General features: G+C 47.3%; 24 protein-coding genes and 1 pseudogene. 2 read left to right on the forward strand and 23 right to left on the reverse strand.

The features are described from left to right. Nucleotides 1–3: 3 nt before the first annotated feature. From LG219_RS14535 to pyrE, 22 genes and pseudogenes are all read right to left on the reverse strand, one after another. Nucleotides 4–465, reverse strand: coding sequence for a SixA phosphatase family protein (locus tag LG219_RS14535; protein ID WP_226765172.1), 462 nt, complete (start codon nucleotides 463–465; stop codon nucleotides 4–6). Nucleotides 466–468: 3 nt separating this feature from the next. Continuing rightward, a pseudogene (gene ppk1, locus LG219_RS14540) lies at nucleotides 469–2,550 on the reverse strand (polyphosphate kinase 1); the annotation flags it as partial. A gap of 108 nt (nucleotides 2,551–2,658) precedes the next feature. Then, the gene (locus LG219_RS14545; protein WP_226765174.1) at nucleotides 2,659–2,925 is read right to left on the reverse strand and encodes an oxidative damage protection protein; all 267 of its coding nucleotides are present in this window, start codon (nucleotides 2,923–2,925) and stop codon (nucleotides 2,659–2,661) included. A 45-nt stretch (nucleotides 2,926–2,970) separates the two neighbouring features. Beyond that, nucleotides 2,971–4,065 (reverse strand): redox-regulated ATPase YchF, encoded by a 1,095-nt coding sequence (ychF, locus tag LG219_RS14550; protein ID WP_226765175.1) that lies wholly within the window; start codon nucleotides 4,063–4,065, stop codon nucleotides 2,971–2,973. A 199-nt stretch (nucleotides 4,066–4,264) separates the two neighbouring features. Continuing rightward, entirely contained in the window at nucleotides 4,265–4,876 is a 612-nt protein-coding gene (locus LG219_RS14555; RefSeq protein ID WP_226765176.1) for a YecA/YgfB family protein, read from the reverse strand. A gap of 159 nt (nucleotides 4,877–5,035) precedes the next feature. Beyond that, nucleotides 5,036–6,409 (reverse strand): bifunctional UDP-N-acetylglucosamine diphosphorylase/glucosamine-1-phosphate N-acetyltransferase GlmU, encoded by a 1,374-nt coding sequence (gene glmU, locus LG219_RS14560; protein ID WP_226765177.1) that lies wholly within the window; start codon nucleotides 6,407–6,409, stop codon nucleotides 5,036–5,038. A 181-nt stretch (nucleotides 6,410–6,590) separates the two neighbouring features. Continuing rightward, nucleotides 6,591–7,019 (reverse strand): F0F1 ATP synthase subunit epsilon, encoded by a 429-nt coding sequence (locus LG219_RS14565; protein ID WP_173532861.1) that lies wholly within the window; start codon nucleotides 7,017–7,019, stop codon nucleotides 6,591–6,593. A gap of 11 nt (nucleotides 7,020–7,030) precedes the next feature. Next, a complete protein-coding gene (atpD, locus tag LG219_RS14570) occupies nucleotides 7,031–8,410 on the reverse strand; it encodes a F0F1 ATP synthase subunit beta (RefSeq protein WP_182076073.1) in 1,380 nt (459 codons plus the stop codon). Between the two features lie 36 nt (nucleotides 8,411–8,446). Further along, entirely contained in the window at nucleotides 8,447–9,316 is an 870-nt protein-coding gene (atpG, locus tag LG219_RS14575; RefSeq protein ID WP_226765178.1) for a F0F1 ATP synthase subunit gamma, read from the reverse strand. A 28-nt stretch (nucleotides 9,317–9,344) separates the two neighbouring features. Further along, nucleotides 9,345–10,886 (reverse strand): F0F1 ATP synthase subunit alpha, encoded by a 1,542-nt coding sequence (gene atpA / locus LG219_RS14580; RefSeq protein ID WP_226765179.1) that lies wholly within the window; start codon nucleotides 10,884–10,886, stop codon nucleotides 9,345–9,347. An 8-nt stretch (nucleotides 10,887–10,894) separates the two neighbouring features. After that, nucleotides 10,895–11,431, reverse strand: a complete 537-nt coding sequence (locus tag LG219_RS14585; RefSeq protein ID WP_226765180.1) for a F0F1 ATP synthase subunit delta — start codon at nucleotides 11,429–11,431, stop codon at nucleotides 10,895–10,897. Between the two features lie 7 nt (nucleotides 11,432–11,438). Then, complete coding sequence (locus tag LG219_RS14590; RefSeq protein WP_226765181.1) at nucleotides 11,439–11,909, reverse strand: F0F1 ATP synthase subunit B; 471 nt, start codon at nucleotides 11,907–11,909, stop codon at nucleotides 11,439–11,441. 33 nt (nucleotides 11,910–11,942) lie between these two features. Continuing rightward, nucleotides 11,943–12,227 (reverse strand): F0F1 ATP synthase subunit C, encoded by a 285-nt coding sequence (atpE, locus tag LG219_RS14595; RefSeq protein WP_173532855.1) that lies wholly within the window; start codon nucleotides 12,225–12,227, stop codon nucleotides 11,943–11,945. A 94-nt stretch (nucleotides 12,228–12,321) separates the two neighbouring features. After that, nucleotides 12,322–13,125 (reverse strand): F0F1 ATP synthase subunit A, encoded by an 804-nt coding sequence (gene atpB, locus LG219_RS14600; protein WP_226765182.1) that lies wholly within the window; start codon nucleotides 13,123–13,125, stop codon nucleotides 12,322–12,324. 3 nt (nucleotides 13,126–13,128) lie between these two features. Next, nucleotides 13,129–13,500 (reverse strand): ATP synthase subunit I, encoded by a 372-nt coding sequence (locus LG219_RS14605; RefSeq protein WP_226765194.1) that lies wholly within the window; start codon nucleotides 13,498–13,500, stop codon nucleotides 13,129–13,131. Nucleotides 13,501–13,714: 214 nt separating this feature from the next. Further along, nucleotides 13,715–14,551 carry a ParB/RepB/Spo0J family partition protein gene (locus LG219_RS14610; RefSeq protein WP_226765183.1) on the reverse strand — a complete coding sequence of 279 codons (837 nt, stop codon included), beginning with the start codon at nucleotides 14,549–14,551 and terminating at the stop codon, nucleotides 13,715–13,717. Between the two features lie 81 nt (nucleotides 14,552–14,632). Next, the gene (locus tag LG219_RS14615; protein ID WP_284691703.1) at nucleotides 14,633–15,418 is read right to left on the reverse strand and encodes a ParA family protein; all 786 of its coding nucleotides are present in this window, start codon (nucleotides 15,416–15,418) and stop codon (nucleotides 14,633–14,635) included. Nucleotides 15,419–15,467: 49 nt separating this feature from the next. Continuing rightward, nucleotides 15,468–16,118 carry a 16S rRNA (guanine(527)-N(7))-methyltransferase RsmG gene (rsmG, locus tag LG219_RS14620; RefSeq protein WP_226765185.1) on the reverse strand — a complete coding sequence of 217 codons (651 nt, stop codon included), beginning with the start codon at nucleotides 16,116–16,118 and terminating at the stop codon, nucleotides 15,468–15,470. Beyond that, on the reverse strand, nucleotides 16,115–18,016 hold the full coding sequence (mnmG, locus tag LG219_RS14625) for a tRNA uridine-5-carboxymethylaminomethyl(34) synthesis enzyme MnmG (protein ID WP_226765186.1): 1,902 nt from the start codon (nucleotides 18,014–18,016) through the stop codon (nucleotides 16,115–16,117). Before mnmG ends, rsmG begins: the two co-directional genes overlap by 4 nt. A 244-nt stretch (nucleotides 18,017–18,260) precedes the next feature. Next, nucleotides 18,261–19,034: a polyphosphate--glucose phosphotransferase gene (ppgK, locus tag LG219_RS14630; RefSeq protein ID WP_226765187.1), complete on the reverse strand. Its 774-nt coding sequence runs from the start codon at nucleotides 19,032–19,034 to the stop codon at nucleotides 18,261–18,263. Between the two features lie 110 nt (nucleotides 19,035–19,144). Then, a complete protein-coding gene (locus tag LG219_RS14635; RefSeq protein ID WP_226765188.1) occupies nucleotides 19,145–19,711 on the reverse strand; it encodes a DUF4124 domain-containing protein in 567 nt (188 codons plus the stop codon). Nucleotides 19,712–19,742: 31 nt separating this feature from the next. Then, entirely contained in the window at nucleotides 19,743–20,384 is a 642-nt protein-coding gene (pyrE, locus tag LG219_RS14640) for an orotate phosphoribosyltransferase (RefSeq protein WP_226765189.1), read from the reverse strand. 77 nt (nucleotides 20,385–20,461) lie between these two features. Between pyrE and LG219_RS14645 the strand changes: the two genes are divergently transcribed. Beyond that, entirely contained in the window at nucleotides 20,462–21,235 is a 774-nt protein-coding gene (locus LG219_RS14645) for an exodeoxyribonuclease III (protein ID WP_226765190.1), read from the forward strand. 54 nt (nucleotides 21,236–21,289) lie between these two features. Further along, nucleotides 21,290–22,525 (forward strand): AmpG family muropeptide MFS transporter, encoded by a 1,236-nt coding sequence (locus LG219_RS14650; RefSeq protein ID WP_226765191.1) that lies wholly within the window; start codon nucleotides 21,290–21,292, stop codon nucleotides 22,523–22,525. Between the two features lie 83 nt (nucleotides 22,526–22,608). On the opposite strand, the gene LG219_RS14655 is transcribed toward LG219_RS14650, so the two are convergent. Beyond that, nucleotides 22,609–22,908, reverse strand: a complete 300-nt coding sequence (locus tag LG219_RS14655) for a GIY-YIG nuclease family protein (protein ID WP_226765192.1) — start codon at nucleotides 22,906–22,908, stop codon at nucleotides 22,609–22,611. Nucleotides 22,909–23,349 lie beyond the last annotated feature (441 nt).

Consider the following 23,349-nt stretch of genomic DNA (forward strand, 5'->3'; position numbering starts at 1 on the left):
TGCTCAAACTAACTCTGGCCCTAATGCCGCCTTGAGTACATATTTAACCCGACCATCCATCACGCGGCGTTGAATCCACCAAATGCCCCCTTTACGCGTAGGCCAATCGAGCTCTTTACCCGTCAATAACAGCGATGCCACTTGGCCAATATGCGGCTGATGGCCGACCATGACCACCACTTTGCCGATATCGCGTGGCCAGTGTGCCAACTCTAAATAGGCCGCGTTAAAGCCACCTAAATTAATCCGTGAATCCACCACCGCATCCGCGCGTAGATATTGTGCGGTGGCTTGACTCCGAACCGCTTCACTGCAAATCAAACGATATTGCGCAACGTCTTTAAGTTGCGTGCGCAGCCAAGCCGCCATTTTCTTAGCCTGCTTGACGCCTTTGGGCGTGAGTGGCCGCGCCAGATCATCGAGCCCTTCTGCTGCATCAGCATGGCGCCATAGAATTAAATCCATCGATTAATTCCGTGTTCCGGCCGCTAAATCGGCGAGTAACTGTGCTTGTGCCGATCTGATTTTGCCGCCACGCGCAACTTTTCGACGATAACGCCCGTCTGAAAGCATTTCCCACGCCTGAGAATTATCTACCAAAAATGGCCGCAAACTTTCACGAATCACACGGCGCTTCACTTTGGGATTTAAAATCGGAAATGCAATTTCAATGCGACGGAATAAATTGCGTCCCATCCAATCGGCACTGGATAAATACACGTCTTCTGCACCATCATTGAGGAAATAAAACACGCGATGATGCTCTAAGAAGCGACCAATCACTGAACGAACTCGGATGTTTTCTGAAACGCCAGGCAAACCAGGACGCAAGGCGCATACGCCACGCACAATCAAATGAATGGTCACGCCGGCATTCGAAGCCTCATACAATTTATCAATAATTGAAGGTTCAAGTAGCGAGTTCATTTTGGCGATAATCACCGCTTTACGCCCAGCTTTGGCATGCACAATTTCACGCTCAATCGCAGCGATAAATTGGCTATGCAAAGTAAATGGCGCTTGCCACAATGCGTGATGGTCACCCGCTAAACCCAAGCCAGTGAGCTGCATAAACACATCATTCACATCGCTGGTAATATCAGCATTGGCCGTCAGCAAACCAAAGTCGGTATAGAGCTTGGCGGTGCGCGGATGGTAATTGCCGGTCCCGACGTGCGCATAACGATGCAAACGCCCTTCTTCACGACGAACAATCAACAGCATTTTGGCGTGCGTTTTATAGCCATACACCCCATAAACCACATGAGCACCGACGCTTTCTAGCTTCGCAGCCCAGTTGATATTGGCTTCTTCATCAAAACGCGCCATTAATTCAACCACCACGGTGACTTCTTTACCGCGAATCGCCGCTTCTTTGAGCGCATCCATTAAGACCGACTCGGCACCAGTACGATAAATCGTCATTTTAATCGCGACCACCTGCGGGTCACGCGCCGCTTGCTGTAGCAAATCGACGACGGGCGTAAAGCTTTGGTAGGGATGGTGCAATAAAATATCGCCCTGCCGAATCGCCGAAAAGAAATCAGCTTGTTTACGCAATTCAGGCGGAATACCGGGCATAAATGGCACATATTTCAAATCCGGACGATCAACTTGGTCTGGCACTTGCATTAAACGCACCAAATTGACCGGCCCATTGACCCGATAAATGTCTTCTGAAAGCAAACCAAATTGCGACGATAAAAAGTCTTGTAAGTGTCGTGGACAATTATCGGCCAACTCTAAGCGAACAGCATCACCATAAGGACGTTGCGATAGCTCACCTTCAATGGCGGCACGCAGATCTTTGATGTCTTCATCATCTACCGAAACATCCGAATCGCGGGTGACACGGAATTGATAGCAACCGAGAACATGCATGCCAGAAAATAGCTCATCGATATGCGCGTGCAAAATCGACGATAAAAAGACGAAACCATGCTGAGTGCCAGCGATTTCATCGGGCATTTTGACAAAGCGAGGGAAAATACGTGGCGCCTGAACAATCGCAATCCCAGAATTACGGCCAAAGGCATCAGGGCCTTCTAACTCAACAATAAAGTTGAGCATTTTATTTGAAAGGCGTGGGAATGGATGCGATGGATCCAAACCAATCGGCGTTAAAATCGGCTTGAGCTCACGGAAAAAATAATTTCTAACCCATTCACGCTGCGCCTCAGTCCATAAACTACGCCGAAAGAAATAAATCCCCTCGGTTTCCATTGCTGGGAAAACATTCTCGCGCAAAATTCGATATTGCCGTTCGACTAAATCGTGCGCCTCTTTGGTCACCAATTCAAAAGCATGATGCGGCGTAATCCCTTCAGGTAACAGCCGAGAAGGATTGTGCCGGATGTTTTCTTTTAACCACGCCATTCTGACTTCAAAAAACTCATCCAGATTGCTCGACACAATGCACAAAAACTTCAAGCGCTCTAAAAGTGGATTGCGCACGTCCTCGGCTTGCGCCAACACGCGGCGGTTAAATTCAAGTAAACCCAATTCACGATTGAGCAAGAGTTGATTGTCGGCGGGTTTGTAAGTCATGGCAGCGCTCTTTGATGGCGATTGAGGTCAATTGAATTAGCTTCTAACTCAGCTTATGCAACGCTTTTAAAACACAACAGGCCGCAAATGCGGCCTGTTTGATCATATCAATTACTGTGGCACGTAGCCTTGGACAGCATCAGCACCTGAACCAAAGAAGTAATTTTCCAATTGCTGTTGCAAGTATTTACGTGCACTTGGATCTGCCAAACTCAAACGATTTTCATTAATCAACATCGTTTGGTGCTTCACCCAAGCAGTCCAAGCTTCTTTAGACACTTGTGCATATACTTTCTTGCCCAGCTCACCCGGTAGCGGTGGAAAATCCAATCCTTCAGCTTCACGGCCTAATTTGACACACTGAACAGTACGGCTCATTTAATGCCTCCATATTATTACAATAATGTTTCAGTTCAATGACATTCATTGAACGTTAAATAAGAAATTGAGTACATCGCCATCTTTTACAACATATTCTTTGCCTTCAGCACGCATCTTGCCGGCTTCTTTGGCACCTTGCTCGCCCTTGTAGGCGATGAAATCGTCAAACGCGATCGTTTGTGCACGAATAAAGCCGCGCTCAAAATCGGTATGGATCACACCCGCCGCTTGCGGTGCGGTATCGCCTTTGTGAATGGTCCACGCGCGAACTTCTTTCACACCCGCAGTGAAATAAGTTTGCAGGCCAAGTAATTCATAACCAGCGCGAATCAAGCGATTCAAGCCTGGCTCGTCTTGACCAAGCGACTCCAAAAATTCAACTTTATCGGCTTCGTCTAATTCTGCGATCTCGCTTTCAATCGACGCGCAAACAGCAACAACCGGCGCACCTTCAAGTGCCGCGTGGGCTTTTACTTTGTCGAGTAATGGATTGTTGTCAAAACCATCTTCGGCAACGTTGGCCACATACATTGCAGGTTTGATCGTCAACAGGCACAACGGTTTGATTGCCGCTTTTTCGTCATCGGATAATTTGAGCGAACGTGCTGGCAAGCCTTCGTTCAGATGCGGTAAGAGTTTTTCCAACACCGCGACAGTAGCCAGTGCGTCTTTATCGCCGGAACGCGCTTTTTTACCATCACGTTGAATGGCTTTTTCGACGGTACTCATGTCGGCCAAGGCCAATTCAGTACCAATGACAATGATGTCGTCGATAGGGTCAACGCGGCCAGCGACGTGGATGATGTTATCGTTTTCAAAACAACGCACCACGTTCACAATCGCGTCAGTTTCGCGGATATTGGCCAAGAATTGGTTACCCAAACCTTCGCCTTTACTCGCGCCAGCGACGAGGCCAGCGATATCGACGAATTCAACAATCGCCGATTGAATTTTTTGTGGATTAACAATTTTGGATAATTCGGCTAAACGATGATCTGGCACTTCAACGATGCCGACATTCGGCTCAATGGTGCAAAATGGATAGTTAGCTGCTTCAATGCCTGAATTGGTCAATGCATTAAATAGCGTAGATTTACCGACGTTGGGCAAGCCAACAATGCCGCACTTGAGACTCATGAATCATTCCTTGCTGGGCGAAATCACCCAATAAATACTAAACCATCAATTTTAACTGATGCGAGCACCGATTGGCGCGCATCAGCAATCAAAACCGCTTATTCACGAAAAAACGAGGCAAAAATAAAGCCTTCAGGAAAACAAATGCTAATTCGCCATTTTTGCCATGCGGTTTGTGGGCTTCAGAATCAAGTTTGCATTAATGCAATTGATGCTTGCTGCGCGACGATTCGCCATTTTCACGGAAGAAATCCCGAATTTCGATGACCATTTCTGGAATTTGCTCAGCCACTTCGTTGTCATGGCGCACTAAATCAATGCCTTCTTTGAGCATGTCTTCACGCATTTCATCGTCCGAACCACTCATGATGGCCATAAACATGAACTGGCCTTCTTCTTCGTCAATCAAAGGCTGCCATTCATCTTCTGCTAAGCCTGCACCAAAGCAAAAGCCTAAGCTCCATTCTTCGATGCTGGAGTTTTGCATTGATTCATCTTCCCAATACAGCAAAGGCTCATAAACTGGCGGGTCTTGCGCTAATTCATCAGCGATTTGATTGTATAAACGCATCACCAAATTAATGATGCTGTCCCCTTCTGGCAGCGCAAAAATCACTGCCTCTGGACGATCCCAGATTTGAGCGAGCCATTGACCCGGCATCACACTGGCTGGGCCAATCAAAATGGCGGTTAGATAACCATGCAACATAGATAATGACATTGCGTCTTTGCCAACGACATCTGAATATAAAAATTGATCCAGTTGATCAAGCTCTTCATCAGTCAATGGCTGCTCTAGTAATAAAGACATACACTACTCCAAGAATAAAACACGAAATCGGCAAGCCGATTTACCATGGGTATTTGCATGAAGCCTTTTATTTAAAACGACCACAATAACATACCCACCATTTAACTAGTGCGAGCCAGCCCAAGTGCGAGCTCGCATTTAAAACCAAATCCGATCGAACTATTTCGATATTTTTTTAGGCCGCGTCCAAGCAGGTACAGTCAACTGTTTAGCCCGAGCAATCGTCAATTCTCCTGCTGGCGCGTTCTTGCTAATCACCGAACCAGCCCCTGTCGTTGCCCCAGCACCAATGGTCACTGGCGCGACCAGACAATTATTACTGCCAATAAACACATTATCCTCAATCACAGTGGTGAATTTATTCACCCCATCATAATTGCAAGTAATCGTCCCTGCGCCCACATTAACACCCGCGCCAATTTTTGCATCGCCGATATAGCTCAGATGATTAATTTTTGAGCCCAACTCGACGCTAGACTTTTTAATTTCTACAAAATTGCCAATATGCACTTGTGCCGCCAATTGCGCACCCGGTCGCAAGCGGGCATAAGGACCAATCAAACTCCCCGCCCCCACCACCGCGTCTTCTAAATGGCAAAATGGGTGAATCACCGCACCATCAGCAATCGTGACATTTTTTAGTACGCAATGTGCACCAATACTCACGCCTTGCCCCAAAACGACATGACCTTCAAAAATGCAATTCACATCAATGAACACATCTTGTCCATGCACCAATGTGCCACGCACATCAATCCGCGCTGGATCGGCTAAGCCAACGCCTGCGGTGAGCAAGGCTTTGGCGCTTTCACCTTGATAAATACGCTCTAAGCTGGCGAGCTGCAGTTTATTATTAATCCCTTCTGCCTCCCAATGATCCAAGGGCTGCACCGTCGTAATGTCAACACCATCACGCACCGCAAGGGCGATTAAGTCGGTGGCATAATACTCGCCTTGCGCATTGTCGTTCTTTAGCTCAGATAACCAACCGGCCAAACGCGCCGTCGGTAAGGCTAAAATACCGGTATTCATTTCAGTAATTTTGGCTTGCTCGATTGAGCAATCTTTTTGCTCAACAATGCAAGTCACCAGACCAGCTGCATTGCGAACGATTCGACCATAACCAGTTGCATCATCCAGAATGTCGGTCAGAATACCGACTTTGCCATCGCTACTTGCCGCCAGTAAGGCTTGAATGGTGCTCAAACGCGTTAATGGCACATCACCATACAGCATCAGGGTAATGCCACCAACGCATTGTGGTACGGCCTGTGCCAAGGCATGCCCCGTGCCAAGCTGCTCAGACTGGCAGGCCCAGGCTAAATCAGTTTGCTCGGCTAATTGCTTTTGCACTTGCTCGCCGCCATGACCATACACAATGACCATTTTTTGCGGCTGTAATTGACGCGCAGTATCAATAACGTGCTGGACTAACGGTTTGCCCGCAAGACGATGCAATACTTTTGGCAAACTAGAGTACATCCGTTTACCTTGCCCTGCAGCCAGAATGACCACGTTTAATGCAGAAGCCATCACTTATCCCTAAATATAAATGGTTTGTCGCTATTCTAATCTTCAGCGTGGTTCACGCCCAGCATGACATGACTTTATTGCGTTATCTGCTTGCAACTCACGCGCGTGATAAAGAAAAAAGGCAGCCGAAGCTGCCTTTTTAATTTTTACAATCCGATTATTGCAAACTCAATTGCAATAATTAGTGGCCGCCCCGTTTCAATTTAGAAACTACAGCAAGTTTCGCTACAGCATCCATCAATTCAGCCTGCGCCATCGCAAAGTCCATCGAAGAAGAATGGTTTTTCAACGCGTCTTCTGCGCGGCGTTTAGCTTCTAACGCCTTCGCTTCATCAATGTCAGCACCACGAATCGCAGTATCGGCCAAGACTGTTACCACATCCGGTTGAACTTCAAGCATGCCACCTGAAACAAACAGAATGACATCATCTTCGTTCGAGTTGGCGATCTTAATACGGATCGCACCCGGACGAATACGGGTCAACAGCGGAGCGTGCCGCGGCAAGATACCAATCTCACCCTTATCGGCAGGCGCTGAGATAAACTCAGCCAAGCCAGAGTAGATCAGCTCTTCAGCACTAACTACGTCCACACGCATGCTCATGGCCATCGCTTAACCCCTTATTGCATCGACTTGGCTTTTTCGATCGCTTCTTCGATGCCGCCAACCATATAGAAGGCTTGCTCTGGAAGGTGATCGTAATCGCCATTCAAGATGCCCTTGAAGCCCTTGAGGGTTTCTTTGAGCGGAACGTACTTGCCTGGCGAACCAGTGAACACTTCAGCAACGTGGAACGGTTGCGACAAGAAACGTTGAATCTTACGAGCACGAGATACTGACAATTTGTCTTCTGGAGACAATTCGTCCATACCCAGAATCGCGATAATATCTTGCAATTCTTTGTACTTTTGCAATGTTTGCTGAACGCCACGCGCTACCGAGTAGTGCTCTTCGCCAACGACTTGCGGATCCAATTGACGTGAAGTTGAATCGAGTGGATCTACCGCAGGGTAGATACCTAACGACGCAATATCACGGCTCAGAACAACCGTCGCATCCAAGTGAGCGAAGGTTGTTGCTGGTGATGGATCGGTCAAGTCATCCGCAGGAACGTAAACAGCTTGAATCGATGTAATCGAGCCAGTCTTAGTCGAAGTGATCCGCTCTTGCAGCGCACCCATCTCTTCAGCCAATGTCGGTTGGTAACCCACGGCAGAAGGCATACGACCCAACAACGCCGATACTTCAGTACCAGCAAGGGTGTAGCGGTAGATGTTATCCACAAAGAACAAGATGTCACGGCCTTCGTCACGGAAATGTTCCGCGATCGACAAGCCCGTCAACGCTACGCGCAAACGGTTGCCTGGTGGCTCGTTCATTTGACCGTAAACCATCGCCACTTTATCAAGAACATTAGAGTCCTTCATTTCGTGGTAGAAGTCGTTACCCTCACGAGTACGCTCACCCACACCAGCAAACACAGACAAACCACTGTGCGCTTTAGCGATGTTGTTGATCAATTCCATCATGTTCACGGTTTTGCCGACACCGGCACCACCGAACAGACCCACTTTACCGCCTTTTGCAAACGGGCAAACAAGGTCAATCACCTTGATACCGGTTTCCAACAAGTCGATCGATTGGTTCAACTCATCAAATTTTGGTGCAGATTGGTGAATCGCACGAGTTGCCTCGCCGTTCACAGGACCTGCATCATCAATCGGGTTGCCCAATACGTCCATAATACGGCCCAGCGTTGCATTACCTACTGGCACCATAATTGGTGCGCCAGTGTTGGTAACACCTGTACCGCGTTTAAGACCATCGGTACTACCCATGGCAATGGCGCGCACTACGCCGTCGCCGAGCTGCTGCTGAACTTCCAGCGTCAGTTCTGCGCCAACTAGTTTGAGCGCGTCATACACCTTGGGAATATTGTCGCGTGGAAATTCCACGTCAACAACTGGCCCAATGATTTGTACGATTTTACCTTGGCTCATCGTTTTTCCTAATCCAGTTAATCCGTCAGGGCCCAATTAAACTGCTGCCGCGCCGCCAACAATTTCCGAAAGTTCTTTCGTAATTGCCGCTTGACGCGTTTTGTTATATAGCAGTTGCAGGGAGCCGATTACATTGTCAGCGTTGTCAGTTGCAGCCTTCATCGCCACCATACGCGCCGCTTGTTCTGATGCGATGTTTTCCGCTACGGCTTGGTAAACCAAGGCCTCTACGTAACGGTTCATCAAGTCATCAATCACCGTTTTTGCATCTGGCTCATACAGGTATTCCCAGTTGTGCGCAGATTTCGGCTGTTCAAACGATTCGCTAGCTAATGGCAGCAATTGTTCAATCACTGGCTCTTGCTTCATGGTGTTAATGAAGCGAGTGTAAACAATGTGTACTTCGTCTACTTCGCCAGCAACGTAGGCATCGATCATCACTTTGATCGGGCCAATCAGCTGTTCCAGATGCGGGGTATCACCAAGACCAACAGCCGAAGAAACAATCTTCGCGCCATTACGCTTCATAAAACCCAGCCCTTTATTGCCGATTGCGGTCACAACGACTTCAACGCCATTGTTGTGCAATTCTTTCATTTTATTGAAAGCCGAACGCAGGGCGTTGGTGTTCAAGCCACCACACAAACCTTTGTCCGAAGACACCATAATCAGGCCAACCCGCTTGACGGTGTCGCGCGTTTGGAGATATGGATGCTCATAATCGACTAAAGCTTGGCTCAAGTGGCCAGCCACATTACGGATTTTTTCACCGTAAGGACGGGCCGCTTTCATACGCTCTTGAGCCTTGCGCATTTTCGACGTGGCAACCATTTCCATGGCGCGGGTGATCTTCTGCGTATTTTTTACGCTTTTGATCTTAGTACGAATCTCTTTACCGCTTGCCATGATTTGATCCTTTTATCAACGTCTCAAATCAGTAAGCAGCGCCGGCTTTAAAAGCTTCAACTGCTTTCATAATGGCTGCTTCATCATCAGAAGACAGCTCGCCCTTATCATCAACACGTGCCAATACATCAGCATGGTTAGCTTTAAGATGGCTAAGGAATGCAGCTTCAAATGCCAGTGCGCGATCAACAGCGACGTCGTCATAAACGCCTTTGTTAATCAAGAGCAGGGTAACACCCAACTCACCCACTTTCATCGGGCTGTACTGAGCTTGTTTCATCAACTCAGTCACCATCTTGCCGCGTTCCAATTGCTTACGTGTTGCTTCATCAAGGTCAGAAGCGAACTGGGCAAATGCCGCCAATTCACGATACTGAGCTAAAGCCAAACGTACGCCGCCACCCAATTTTTTGATGACTTTAGTTTGCGCAGCACCACCCACACGCGATACTGAAATACCGGCGTTCATTGCTGGGCGAATACCCGCGTTGAACAAGTCAGTTTCCAAGAAAATCTGACCATCAGTAATCGAAATCACGTTGGTTGGTACGAAGGCAGAAACGTCACCAGCTTGAGTTTCGATGATAGGCAATGCAGTTAACGAACCTGTTTTACCTTTCACTTCACCATTAGTGAGCTTCTCAACTTCAACTTCATTGATACGCGATGCGCGTTCCAACAAGCGGCTGTGGAGATAGAAAACATCGCCAGGGAATGCTTCACGGCCCGGAGGACGACGCAATAACAATGAAATTTGACGGTAAGCAACGGCTTGCTTAGACAAATCATCATAAACAATCAAGGCATCTTCACCACGATCGCGGAAGAACTCACCCATGGTGCAACCCGAGTACGCAGCGATGTATTGCAATGCAGCAGCTTCAGAAGCGGCAGCAGCAACAATAATCGTGTGACCCAGAGCACCGTGCTCTTCCAACTTGCGAACCACGTTAGCAATCGAAGATGCTTTTTGACCAATCGCCACATAGATACAAGTAACGCCAGTACCTTTTTGGTTAATGATCGCATCAAGAGCAACCGCAGTTTTACCCGTTTGGCGGTCACCAATGATCAACTCACGTTGGCCACGACCCACTGGTACCATAGTATCAATTGATTTGATACCGGTTTGCAATGGTTGCGACACCGATTGACGAGCAATAACACCCGGCGCGATTTTTTCAATCGGCGCAGTCAGCGTTGTACCCAATGGGCCTTTGCCGTCGATGGGTTGACCCAAAGCGTTCACAACGCGACCGATCAACTCACGACCGATAGGCACTTCCAAAATACGACCGGTACACTTAACAACATCACCTTCAGCGATGTGTTTGTAGTCACCTAAAATAACAGCACCTACAGAATCGCGCTCTAAGTTAAGCGCCAGACCAAAGGTATTACCCGGGAATTCCAACATCTCACCTTGCATCACTTCCGATAAACCGTGCACGCGCACGATACCGTCAGTAACCGACACTACAGTACCAGTCGTGCTGGATTGTGCGCCTTGCGGTAGATTTTGGATCCGAGCTTTAATCAGTTCACTGATTTCGGACGGATTAAGTTGCATGATTTCTCCTAACTCTTCAGGCTTGTCGCAAGGGCAGTTAATTTGCCACTAACTGAGGCATCAATAACTAAGTCACCAATCGTTACTTTCACACCACCGATTAACTCGGGGTTGACACTAACATCGGCGCTAATCTTGCGTTTAAGTTGCTGAGTGAGCGTAGCCGTCAGTTCGGCCAGTTGGGCATCAGTCATAGCAAAAGCAGATTCAATGTGCGCTTGCGCTACACCTTCGTCTGCCGCTTTCAGTTGTTCAAATAACGTCGATACAGCCGGTAAAGTGGCAAAACGACGATTTTCGAGCACTGCTGCCAGGAAGTTTTTAACCTCGGCGTTTGCGTCAGTACCCAGAAGCCCAACCAACAGCTCCTGGATTTGATCAGCAGAACACTTTGGATTAGCCACTACGTCAAGAATCTCTTGGTTCTGGGCAATAAGCGCCAGATTAGCAAGCGTATCCGACCATTGAGAAAGCGTACTGCTTTCTTTAGCCAGCCGGAAAACGGCCTCGGCGTAGGGTCTAGCGACGGTTATAAGTTCTGCCATGACTATCTTACAATTCCGCTTTGATGGATGACAGCATATCAGCATGCTTCGCTGCGTCGATTTCGCGACGTAAGATCTGCTCAGCACCAGCAATTGCCAATACGGCAACTTGCTGACGAAGCGTTTCTTTAGCTTGCTGAATTTGCTGCTCGATTTCACCTTGGGCGCCAGCGATCAGGCGTTCGCCTTCCACTTTTGCAGTACCCTTAGCTTCATCGACAAGTTGTGCTGCACGCTTTTCGGCTTGAGCAATGATCTCGGCTGCGCTTTGTTTTGCTTCACGCAGTTTTTCTGCTGATTTTTTCTCAGCATTCTCAAGATCTTGTTTGGCACGATCTGCAGAGGCCAGGCCATCTGCAATGCGTTTAGCACGCTCATCCATCATCTTGATCAGCGGAGGCCAAACGAACTTCATCGTGAACAGGATCAAGAGACCAAAAGTGATCATCTGACCTATGAGAGACGAATTAAATTCCACGCTGAATGTCCTCCTTAAAGGCTGATCAAAAGATTACTGAGCAGCAACAGTCAGAGCAGCAAGGAATGGGTTGTTGAAGGTGTAAAGCATAGCCACACCAACGCCAATCATCGAAATCGCATCCAACAGACCAGCGATAATAAACAGTTTAGTTTGCAAAACTGGAATCATTTCTGGCTGACGAGCAGCAGACTCAAGAAATTTGCCACCGAGGATAGCAAAACCAAGTGCAGTACCAATAGCAGCCAAACCAATGATGATCGCAGCAGCGATAACAGTCATGCCTTGTACGGAAGCAATTACTTCAGGTGAAACCATTTTGAGACTCCTAGTTTGATTCAAAAGTTACGAGGTTGGGTAAAACTTAGTCTAATGCCGTGCACCCAACCGATACACGCCACTAGACTTAAAATCAATGGTCTTCTACCGCCAAGCTCAAGTACACAATCGTCAACATCATAAACACGAAGGCTTGCAGCGTAATCACCAAGATATGGAAGATGGCCCATGGCGTGCCAAGCACCCAGTTAATCCACCACGGCAGCAAAGCGATCAAGATAAAGATCAACTCACCGGCATACATATTACCGAACAGACGCAAAGCCAAAGAGATTGGTTTTGCTGCCATTTCCACCAACTGGAAAGCGAAGTTAATTGGCGCCAAAATAATGGACATCAACAAACCTTCAGCATGAAATGGCGCAGTAAACAACTCTTTAATCCAACCAAACAAACCTTTAGCAGAGATCGAAAAACCAATGATCATTAGCAAAACACTGAGTGACATCGCGAAAGTTAGGTTGACGTCAGCCGTTGGCACCACGCGTAAATAAACATGATGTGGATCGGCACCGTAGAAAGTATGACCATACCATTGGGCAAAAGTTGGCAACAAATCAACCGGCAATAGGTCCATTGCATTCATCAAGAAGACCCAGCAAAAGATCGTCAATGCCAATGGGCCAATTACTTTTGACTTGCCGTGGAAAGCATCCTTGATTTGGTTGTCGACCATCTCAACAATCAACTCAACAAAGTTTTGCAAACGGCCCGGTACGCCTGGCGTTGCTTTACGAGCAACGTAGGCAAATACGCCGACAAACAACATGCCCAATGCCAAAGAAATCCAGAAAGAATCCAAATGGAAACCGCCGAATAAATCAGACTTTGCAAAGGTCAAATGGTGCTGGATATAACTAGTTGCATCTTGTGCCATAATTTACTTTTTACCGTCAAATTTAATTAAAAGCCCAAACCAGTAGGCGCTAGCTGCAACTAAGTATCCTGCGAATACCCAAGCCCAAGCGACATCCCGATAAAACATAAAGAACGCTGCGAATGCAAGCAACGTTACTGAAAGCTTTGCCATTTCGGCTGCAAAGTGGCGTCGCAACAATTCTGCTGCGGCAGCTAATCGAGCACGATAGGCAATCAACGAATACAACACGCTGCCTAAGACTGCAATTAATCCACCTGAAAAACTTGCAATTGCCGCCTTCTGATCCACAATCAAAAGTAGCGCAATTGTAAGGAGCATCGTAAATCCGATTTGTAATCGAATGATGCCACGAATCTGTGCCTTCCCGTACATCACATCACCGTAAGACAAACGACGCGATTATACGGAGTTGATTTGCCTTGCGTCAATTTATTACCGTTGACTTTGGTGGATTTATTTTTATTTTTTACAAAAAAATCGAAGTTAAAAAAATAGCCGATGTCTTTCTAAAAGCGTAATAAATCAAAGCGCTATGCATTTCGATCGTTTTGACCGTCAATTTAATGACAAGTAGTTTTTGCAAAACTTACAGCCGAGCCAACAAAGCATCCAGTTGATCCAAACTACCATACTCAATCGTTACCCGACCACTCCCCTTCTTGCCCGATTGAATAACAACCCGAGCGCCAATTCTACTCGACACTTCCTCCTGCAAGCGCAGCACATCAGGATCAGGCTTTTGCGGCTTGATCGTCATCGGCTCTTGCTGCATTTTTTTGACTAAGGCCTCAACCTCTCGAACCGATAGGCCTTTTAATACCACCAACCGTGCCGCCTCTAATTGTTGCAAGGTATTGAGCGGCAGCAAAGCGCGAGCATGCCCCATATCCATTTCGCCGCGTAGTAGGATTTCCCGTACAGGCTCAGTTAAGTGCAATAAACGTAATAAATTTGCCACACTTGAGCGTGATTTTCCCACGGCTTGCGCTGCCGATTCTTGCGTTAGACCAAATTCATCGATTAAACGCTGAATACCAACCGCCTCTTCCAGCGGGTTGAGATCTTCGCGCTGGATATTCTCAATCAAGGCCATTGCCAGTGCGGCCTCATCGGCAATCACTCGCACCAAGGCAGGAATCTCAGTCAACCCAGCCAATAAGCACGCTCGCCAACGACGCTCGCCAGCAATAATTTCATAACGATCAATGTCGATTTCACGCACCAAAACTGGCTGCATCAAACCTTGCGTGCGAATTGAGTCAGCCAACTCATTGAGCGCCACTTCATCCATTGAAGAACGAGGCTGATATTTACCGGGTTGCAACACGTCCAGTGCCAAGGTTTTTAGTGTATCGCCCACCGATGGATCCCCCATCAGCGCATCTAAACCGCGCCCCAAACCTTTAAATTTTTTACTCACCATGCGTGTTCATCCTAAAAACCGGGAAATACAAAGCGCAAATTAATCGACGCTACGCAATCATGACCTTGCACAACGATCATTTCATATACTCGGCGCAATATCGCCGGTGGCATGTCGCGCCAACATTTCAGTCGCCAGTTGTAAATAGGCTTGCGCCCCTTTAGACGATTTGTCATACGCCAAAATCGGACGGCCATAACTCGGCGCTTCAGCCAAACGCACATTACGGGGAATGACGGTGTGATACAGCTTGCTGGTGAAATGCTTCACCAACTGCTCTGAAACCTGTTGGGCCAAAGTTGAGCGCGGATCAAACATCGTCCGAAGCAAGCCCTCGATCTCGATATCTTTATTCAGACTTTGCTTAATCCGCCGCAAGGTATTGACCAGATCAGACAGGCCTTCCAAAGCATAGTATTCGCACTGCATTGGAATCAGCACCGCATCTGCGGCCACTAAGCCGTTGAGCGTCAGCAGGTTGAGTGCTGGAGGACAATCGAGTAAGGCATAATCGTACTGATGATTTACTTGTGACAACGCCGCTTTCAATCGCGTCTCGCGTTCAGCAGCATCGACCAGCTCAACTTCAGCTCCAGCTAAATCGCGCGAGGCTGGCAATAAATCAAAGCCGCCACTTTCGGAGTTTTGCGTGGTTTGCGCGATCGTCGAATCACCGAGCAATAAAGAATAGATTGAATGTTTTAGCTTGGACTTATCAATCCCAGAGCCCATCGTGGCATTGGCCTGTGGATCAAGATCAACCAGCAACACACGCTGACCCAAATGCGCCAAACTGGCCGCCAAATTCACTGCCGTGGTCGTTTTACCAACGCCCCCTTTCTGATTCGCTATTGCCAACACTTTCATCGTCGTTCCCATCGGGATTTGAAGCGCTTTAAGGTGATGCGGCCGACACTCAAACCACTTTCACCACATGGACTAAATGCCGCTCGGCATCTAAACCTGGCACGGACAGACTATCTACCCCCACCACGTGTACGCCTGCAGGCAATAGTGCGATTTCCTCATAGGGATATACCCCTTTAAGTGCCGCCCACTCGCCGCCCTCGGCCAATAAATGCCCGGTCAAACGAACAAACTCAGACAACTCCGCAAACGCGCGCGAAGTAATAATCTGAAACCCTGTTTCTGGTTGATACGCTTCGACGCGATCGGTGACTACGCTGATATTGTCGAGTTTTAACTCTAAAATCGCTTGTCGCAAAAACGTGGTTTTTTTGTGATTTGAATCTAGCAAAGTCAGCTGCCAATCGGGCCGCGCAATCGCCAATGGAATACCTGGCGTGCCAAAACCCGAGCCGACATCCAACATGCGTAAAGCGTGGTCAGGCAATTTGGCGAGCGGCGCCAATGAATCGAGTAAATGGTGTGGCACCATCCGTTCAGGCTCACGAATTGCGGTCAAACTGTAGGTTTTATTCCATTTTTCTAACAAGCCAACGTAGGCCAATAATTTATTTTGCTGCTCGATGCTCAGGTCAAGACCCATCTCAGCCAAACCTTTGGCGAGCATCTCGGCTAAATTTTTATCCACAACCACGCTCATTTCAATTCCTCATTCACGGCGGCGACCCGCTGATTTTTTTTCAAGTACACCACCAACAAGGCCAACGCTGCTGGCGTCACACCCGAAATCCGTGAAGCCAAACCTAATGTTTGTGGGCGCTGTGTGCTTAATTTTTGCTGGATTTCTTTAGACAATCCTGAAATTACGCTGTAATCAAAGTCATCTGGCAGCGCAACATCTTCTAGAGTATCGCGTTTTGCGACCTCAAATTGTTGTCGTTCGATATAACCCTGATATTTAACGTTTATTTCGATCTGTTCTGCCACAGTCGCGTCGCTGACACCGGGTCCGGCGACCGCCAACGTCATTAAACTGTCATAAGTCACTTCGGGACGGCGTAATAATTCAGCCAAAGTGTATTCACGCTCAATGGCTTTTCCCAATACCCGTTCGGCATCGGCGGCAGCCAAAATCCGTGGATTCACCCACGTCGATTTCATCCGCTCAAGTTCAGTCGCAATCGCTTCGCGCTTAATTTCAAATGCCTGCCATTGTGCATCGCCAACCAAGCCTAAGCGACGACCATGCTCGGTCAAACGCAAATCGGCGTTGTCTTCACGCAATTGCAGACGGAATTCAGCACGACTGGTAAACATACGGTATGGCTCGGTAACGCCCTTAGTAACTAGGTCATCGACCAATACCCCAAGATAAGCTTCATCACGACCCGGGCACCATGGCGCTTCATCACGCGCGTATAACGCGGCATTCAAACCGGCAAACAAGCCCTGCGCGGCGGCTTCTTCATAGCCGGTCGTGCCATTGACTTGCCCAGCAAAGAACAATCCGGCAATGGCTTTGGATTCAAAGCTATTTTTAAGCGCACGCGGATCAAAATAATCGTATTCAATCGCATAGCCCGGACGAATAATCCGCGCATTTTCCAGACCCACCATCGACTGCACTGCGGCCAATTGGATATCAAACGGCAAGCTGGTTGAGATACCGTTCGGATAAAATTCATGCGTCGTTAAGCCTTCGGGCTCAAGGAAAATCTGATGGCTATCTTTATCGGCAAAACGATTAATTTTGTCTTCAATACTCGGGCAATAACGCGGGCCGACCCCTTCAATCTTGCCAGTAAACATCGGGCTGCGATCAAAGCCAGAGCGGATAATGTCGTGGGTGCGCGCATTAGTTTGCGCAATCCAGCACGGCATTTGCCGTGGATGCATGGCGCGTGAACCACGTACAGAAAACACCGGCTCTGGCGTGTCGCCCGGCTGAATCGGCAAAATACTTAAATTAATCGTCCGACCATCGATGCGTGGCGGCGTCCCTGTCTTTAATCGTCCAACCGGCAAGTTCAATTCACGCAAACGATGTGACAACGTCACCGATGCCGGATCGCCAGCGCGACCGCCGACATGGTTTTCTAAACCCACGTGGATTTTACCGCCCAAAAAAGTCCCTGCGGTCAGCACCACGCTGGCGGCCATAAACTCAATACCAACTTGTGTCACGGCACCAATAACTTTATCGCCATCGAGCAGCAAGTCGTCGACGGCTTGCTGGAAAATATCCAGATTTTCTTGATTTTCCAACATGCCACGAATCGCGGCTTTATATAAAATACGATCCGCCTGCGCACGAGTCGCACGCACTGCCGGGCCTTTACTGGCATTGAGCGTTTTAAACTGAATCCCGCCCATGTCGGTCGCCAAGGCCATTGCGCCACCTAAGGCGTCAACCTCTTTCACCAAATGCCCTTTACCAATCCCGCCAATGGACGGATTGCAGCTCATTTGTCCTAAGGTTTCAATATTGTGCGTCAGCAACAAGGTTTTACGCCCCATACGGGCGCTGGCGAGGGCGGCTTCAGTACCGGCGTGACCACCACCAACTACAATCACATCATATCGAACGGGATAGCGCATGGCGCATTTCCAAATAAAAGCAAAGGGCGAATATTCTAAGACAAAACAGAGACTTGCGCGAGGAATTCACGGCAATAAAACTGAATTTTAGTTTCCTAATTGGCCTACTCCGCACAATTTTTCGTGTGATTTTATTCGAAGCATCATGACTTCAGCGAGTATGCATCAGGACCAGACATAAAAAATGCACCGCAAATACGGTGCATTTTTAGATTTTTAGGGAGAAACTCAAATAGAAGTAATTTTAAATACCACAATGCCGAGCGGCCTCAAGTGCGGCGCCAACAATCCCTGCGTCATTTTTTAAATCGGCAGGCACGACTGGAAAACGTAAATCTTTTAAGTTTGGAATAAATTTCTCATGTTTTTTACTAATGCCACCACCAATAATCAAAAAATCGGGTGAAAATAATAATTGAAGATGCAATAGATATTTATTTAAACGCTCAGTAAACGCAGGCCATTTCATTGCCGTTTCTTCTTTCACTTTGGCTGAGCAATATTTTTCTGCAATCTCGTCACTTGGGAAAATAAGATGTCCAAATTCAGTATTACTCACTAACTGGCCGTCAACAATCAATGCGCTGCCAATCCCCGTTCCCAAGGTAATGACAATCGTTTTGCCCTGCCGGCCCTTTGCGGCACCAAAGACCACTTCAGCCAAACCTGCGGCATCCGCATCATTCATTAAAACCAATGGTAAACCCGTCGCTTGAGCCAAGACTTCTTGCGCTGGCGCTTGAATCCAACTCTGATCGACATTCGCCGCCGACAAAGTGACACCATTATGTACAATGGCCGGAAAAGTACAGCCGATTGGCCCTGTCCAGGCAAAATGCTCAACCAATTGCTTGAGTACTTGCCCAATCGCTTCTGGCGTGGCGGGCTGAGGCGTATCAATCCGATGTCGCTCAGCCAAAAATTCACCCGTTGCGACATTGACAGGCGCGCCTTTAATCCCCGTACCACCAATATCAATACCAAGTACGGCACGAATTTGTGTGTTATTTTCAATCATATTATTTATTTCTCGCAAAGAATGAATTGGATATTGATTATTATTTTTCCGTCTTCAACGAATCTAGCAAATTCAATCGCTCACCAACGAAGAACTCATTACAATAAAGATTAATGGGGCTGAATATTTCTTAATTCAATTAAGCGTTTTTTTTGCATGTCCGATTTTTCTTTTATTGCAATAACGGCACGCTGCTGAGTGGCAATTGCTTTATCAATATCAGCCAACTCTTTTTTTGTTACCGCAACATCAGCTAGTAATTCAGCAGAAATTGCAAGTTGCTTGTTATTGAGTTTATCTAATTGAGATTGCTGTGCTTCCAATCGTTTTTGCAAAGTAGTCCGTCGTAAAATATACGTTTGCATTCCGGCATCAACCGCAGCAATTTGTCGATCACGCAACAAGTCCACTTCTTCTGGCTTAGAAAACGATTGCAATAGCGCCTTATCAGCACGCTGCAACTCTTGCTCTGCCCGTTTTTTTTCTGCTAAATCGCGCTTTTCTTCTGGTGTGAGTATTGCTTCATTCCCTTTGCGCACACGCGCTGACTTATCTAATTCCATCAGGGATTTTGACTGTCCAACCGGCGGTTTATCGCTATATTGCACCTTACCGGCCTCATCAACCCAGCGATAAAGTGCTGCATAGCTCAGCTGATTAAACAGTAATAATGGCAATACCCACACAAAACGCATATCTACCCTTTAATTAATCAATACCATACTGACTGCGATAACTTTTTACTCTATCTAGATTGTCAGTCATTCCTTTTTGTTCTGCAAGAAATCCTAATAAATCTTGTAACGTTGCAATCGGAATCACCGGAATACCAAACTGCTGCTCAACTTCTTGAACGGCCGATAAATTGCCCTGCCCACGCTCCATCCGATCTAAAGCAATCAAAACACCAGCAGGCTCTGCGCCCGCAGCGCGAATCAGATTGACGGACTCACGCACCGAGGTACCGGCAGAAATCACATCATCAATAATCATCACACGACCTTTCAGTGGGGCACCAACCAAAACGCCACCTTCGCCATGGTCTTTCGCTTCTTTGCGATTAAAAACAAAAGGCACATTATGCCCAGCATTCGATAGCGCAACCGCTGTCGCGGATGCAAGAACAATACCTTTGTAAGCCGGTCCAAATAAAACATCGAACGCCACCCCCGAGGCCAGCGCTGCCTGCGCGTAAAATCGCGCTAATTCACCGACGGAAGTGCCATCACTAAAAAGCCCGGCATTAAAAAAGTACGGCGAAGCACGGCCTGCTTTGGTGATAAAATCGCCAAAACAAAGTACTTGTTGCTCTACAGCAAAACGGATGAAGTCGCGGCGAAAGTCAGTCATGCGGAATAATCCCTCTAAAATCATTACTATTTATATCAACCCCGAAGCATATCACCCTTGAACAAGGATTTCTCCCCGTGCGCATCATTTCAGCCAACCTCAACGGTATTCGCTCAGCCACCAGCAAAGGTTTTTTAACTTGGTTAGCGAGCCAAAATGCCGACATCATTGGCGTACAAGAACTGAAAGCACAGGCCGCTGATTTAAACCTTGAAATGCAAAATCCTGCGGGGCTGACCGGCTATTTCCATTACGCCGAAAAAAAAGGTTATAGCGGTGTCGGTCTGTACTGCCGCCGTCCTGCCGATCAAGTGATTGTCGGCCTAGGAATTCCTGAAATCGATGCTGAAGGGCGCTACCTAGAAGTTCGTTTTGCTAATTTATCGGTGGTTTCACTTTATCTGCCTTCTGGCTCGTCCTCAGAAGAGCGCCAAGCGGTTAAATTTGTCTTTTTAGACCATTTTTGGGCCCATCTGGCCACATTATCGGCGTCGGGTCGTGATGTTATCGTGATGGGCGACTGGAACATTGCCCACAATGAAATTGACTTAAAAAACTGGAAAGGCAATTTAAAAAACTCCGGTTTTCTGCCCGAAGAGCGGCTTTGGTTTACACGCATGCTCAGTGAATTACAGCTAGTGGATGTTTGGCGCACGCTTTACCCCGAAATCCCTGGTTACACCTGGTGGAGCAATCGAGGTCAAGCCTACGCCAAAGACGTTGGCTGGCGTATTGACTATCAAATCGCAAGCCCACAACTGGCCGCCACCGCCAAACAAGCTTACGTTTACAAAGATGAAAAGTTCTCTGATCATGCACCACTGGTGATCGATTACGACTATGTAATATAAACAGGGTATTGCTACAAAGTCCTTAAAAATAAACAATCACAGGGCAATACTCCCATGTTTTCTAAATACCTTGCCGTTTTTAACAATCGGCGAATTTGTGCGGCAATGCTACTTGGCTTTGCCTCTGGCCTCCCATTAGCACTCACAGGATCCACACTGCAAGCGTGGCTATCGGATGCCGGTTTAGATATTAAAACCATCGGTTGGTTTACTTTGGTCGGACAACCTTACACTTGGAAATTTCTATGGTCGCCTTTAGTCGATCGCTTTCCAATGCCTTTTTTAGGGCGTCGCCGAGGCTGGATTTTAGTATCTCAAATTGCGCTCGCCATAGTCATCGCCAACATGAGTGGCCTCGATCCACAAACTCATTTAGCCACCTTTGCCTTGATGGCACTATTGATTGCCTTCTTTTCAGCAACGCAAGACGTGGTTATTGATGCTTACCGCACTGAAGTGCTCCAACCAGATGAGCGCGGAGCTGGGGCGGCGGTGGGGGTCTTTGGCTATCGAATGGCCATGCTGACATCAGGCGCCATCGCACTCATTCTGGCTGATGGTATTTTGACGTGGGAACAAACTTACTTGGTGATGGCAGGCGTTATGGCCACAATGGCCATCGTCACGTTCTTATCGCCCGAACCTGTATTACAAACCAAGCCGCCACAAAGTCTACGCTCAGCGATTATCGACCCATTAAAAGAATTTTTTTCCCGCGATGGCGCATGGATTTTATTAGCCTTAGTGGTGGCTTATAAACTCGGCGACGCATTTGCCGGCAGCTTATCCACCAAATTCTTGCTCGACATGGGATATAGCAAATCAATTATTGGCCAAGCGTATAAAGTATTTGGTTTAGTTGCGACTTTAGTCGGCGGCTTTGCTGGCGCAATATTAATGTTACGCTGGGGTCTGTATAAATCGCTCTTAATTTTTGGCGTATTACAAGCCCTAACCAACTTAGGATATTGGCTTATTGCCATTCATGGCTCACCCGATATTGGCTTATTACTTTTTGCGATCAGTACCGAGAATCTAGCTGGCGGGATGGGTACAACAGCCGCTGTCGCCCTATTAATGAGTTTATGCAATCCCAACTTTACTGCGACTCAATACGCACTCTTATCTGCATTAACTGCTTTTGGTCGAGTTTACGTAGGGCCTGCATCTGGTTATCTCGTTACTGCAGTGGGTTGGTCGCATTTCTTTATTATTTCAGCTGCAATTGCATTACCAGGACTTGCTTTATTATTTGTCCTGCGTAAAACAATTTACAAATTAGACCAATAAATACAAATTAGAACAATAAAAACTGCTCAGTTCTTTTTGCAATCACGGTGAGTCTATTAAATTCATCGTGATTTTTTCTGGCCTCAATTTACTTCAGTCCAAATCCCTGCAACACAAACCAATTCATTTCCCAAACTTATCGAGCGATCAACTAAAGCCCACTTTTGCAGCGTAGTTAACTGCTTAATCCTATATTCAACCCGCAAAGCAACACCCTGATGAGCACAAGGCCAGCTCATTAAAATCCGTTCAGGGGGAAAGGCCCGTGTATAACGCGCACCTCTACCATTTGAATGCTGTGTATATCGACGCTCTACATCCGTTGTTATGCCGGTATACAGCCGGTTACCTCGGCAAACTAAAATATACACAAACCAAGTCATGGCATCGTATCCTTGCGAAACAATAAGACCACGCAATCATGGCACAACTCAATCAAAGGTATATCCATAAAAAGCATAAACAACAAGCGCCACAATCAGATACCGCATATATGTATCTATCATCTTGCCTAAGGTCTCAGCCATCTGGCCGCAAGCTGGTAATACCCCGGTAGTGCCGCCACCAAACCAGCTCAATTTCAAATTGAACACTGGCTATGCTATATTTTTATCTCAAAATCCATAGGTATACACCTATAATCATTTATATTCATAATATAGAACGCAATACTATATATGGGTATATAAAATTTAGTTCCAGCGCCCATTCACGATAGACAACAGCATAACCGCCGAACAGCAAAAAGCCCGACTCTTTCGAATCGGGCTTTCTGGTATGGGGAGTCTGGCAATGACCTACTTTCACACGGGCAATCCGCACTA

The organism is Deefgea salmonis (assembly GCF_020531905.1).
Lineage (GTDB): Bacteria > Pseudomonadota > Gammaproteobacteria > Burkholderiales > Chitinibacteraceae > Deefgea > Deefgea salmonis.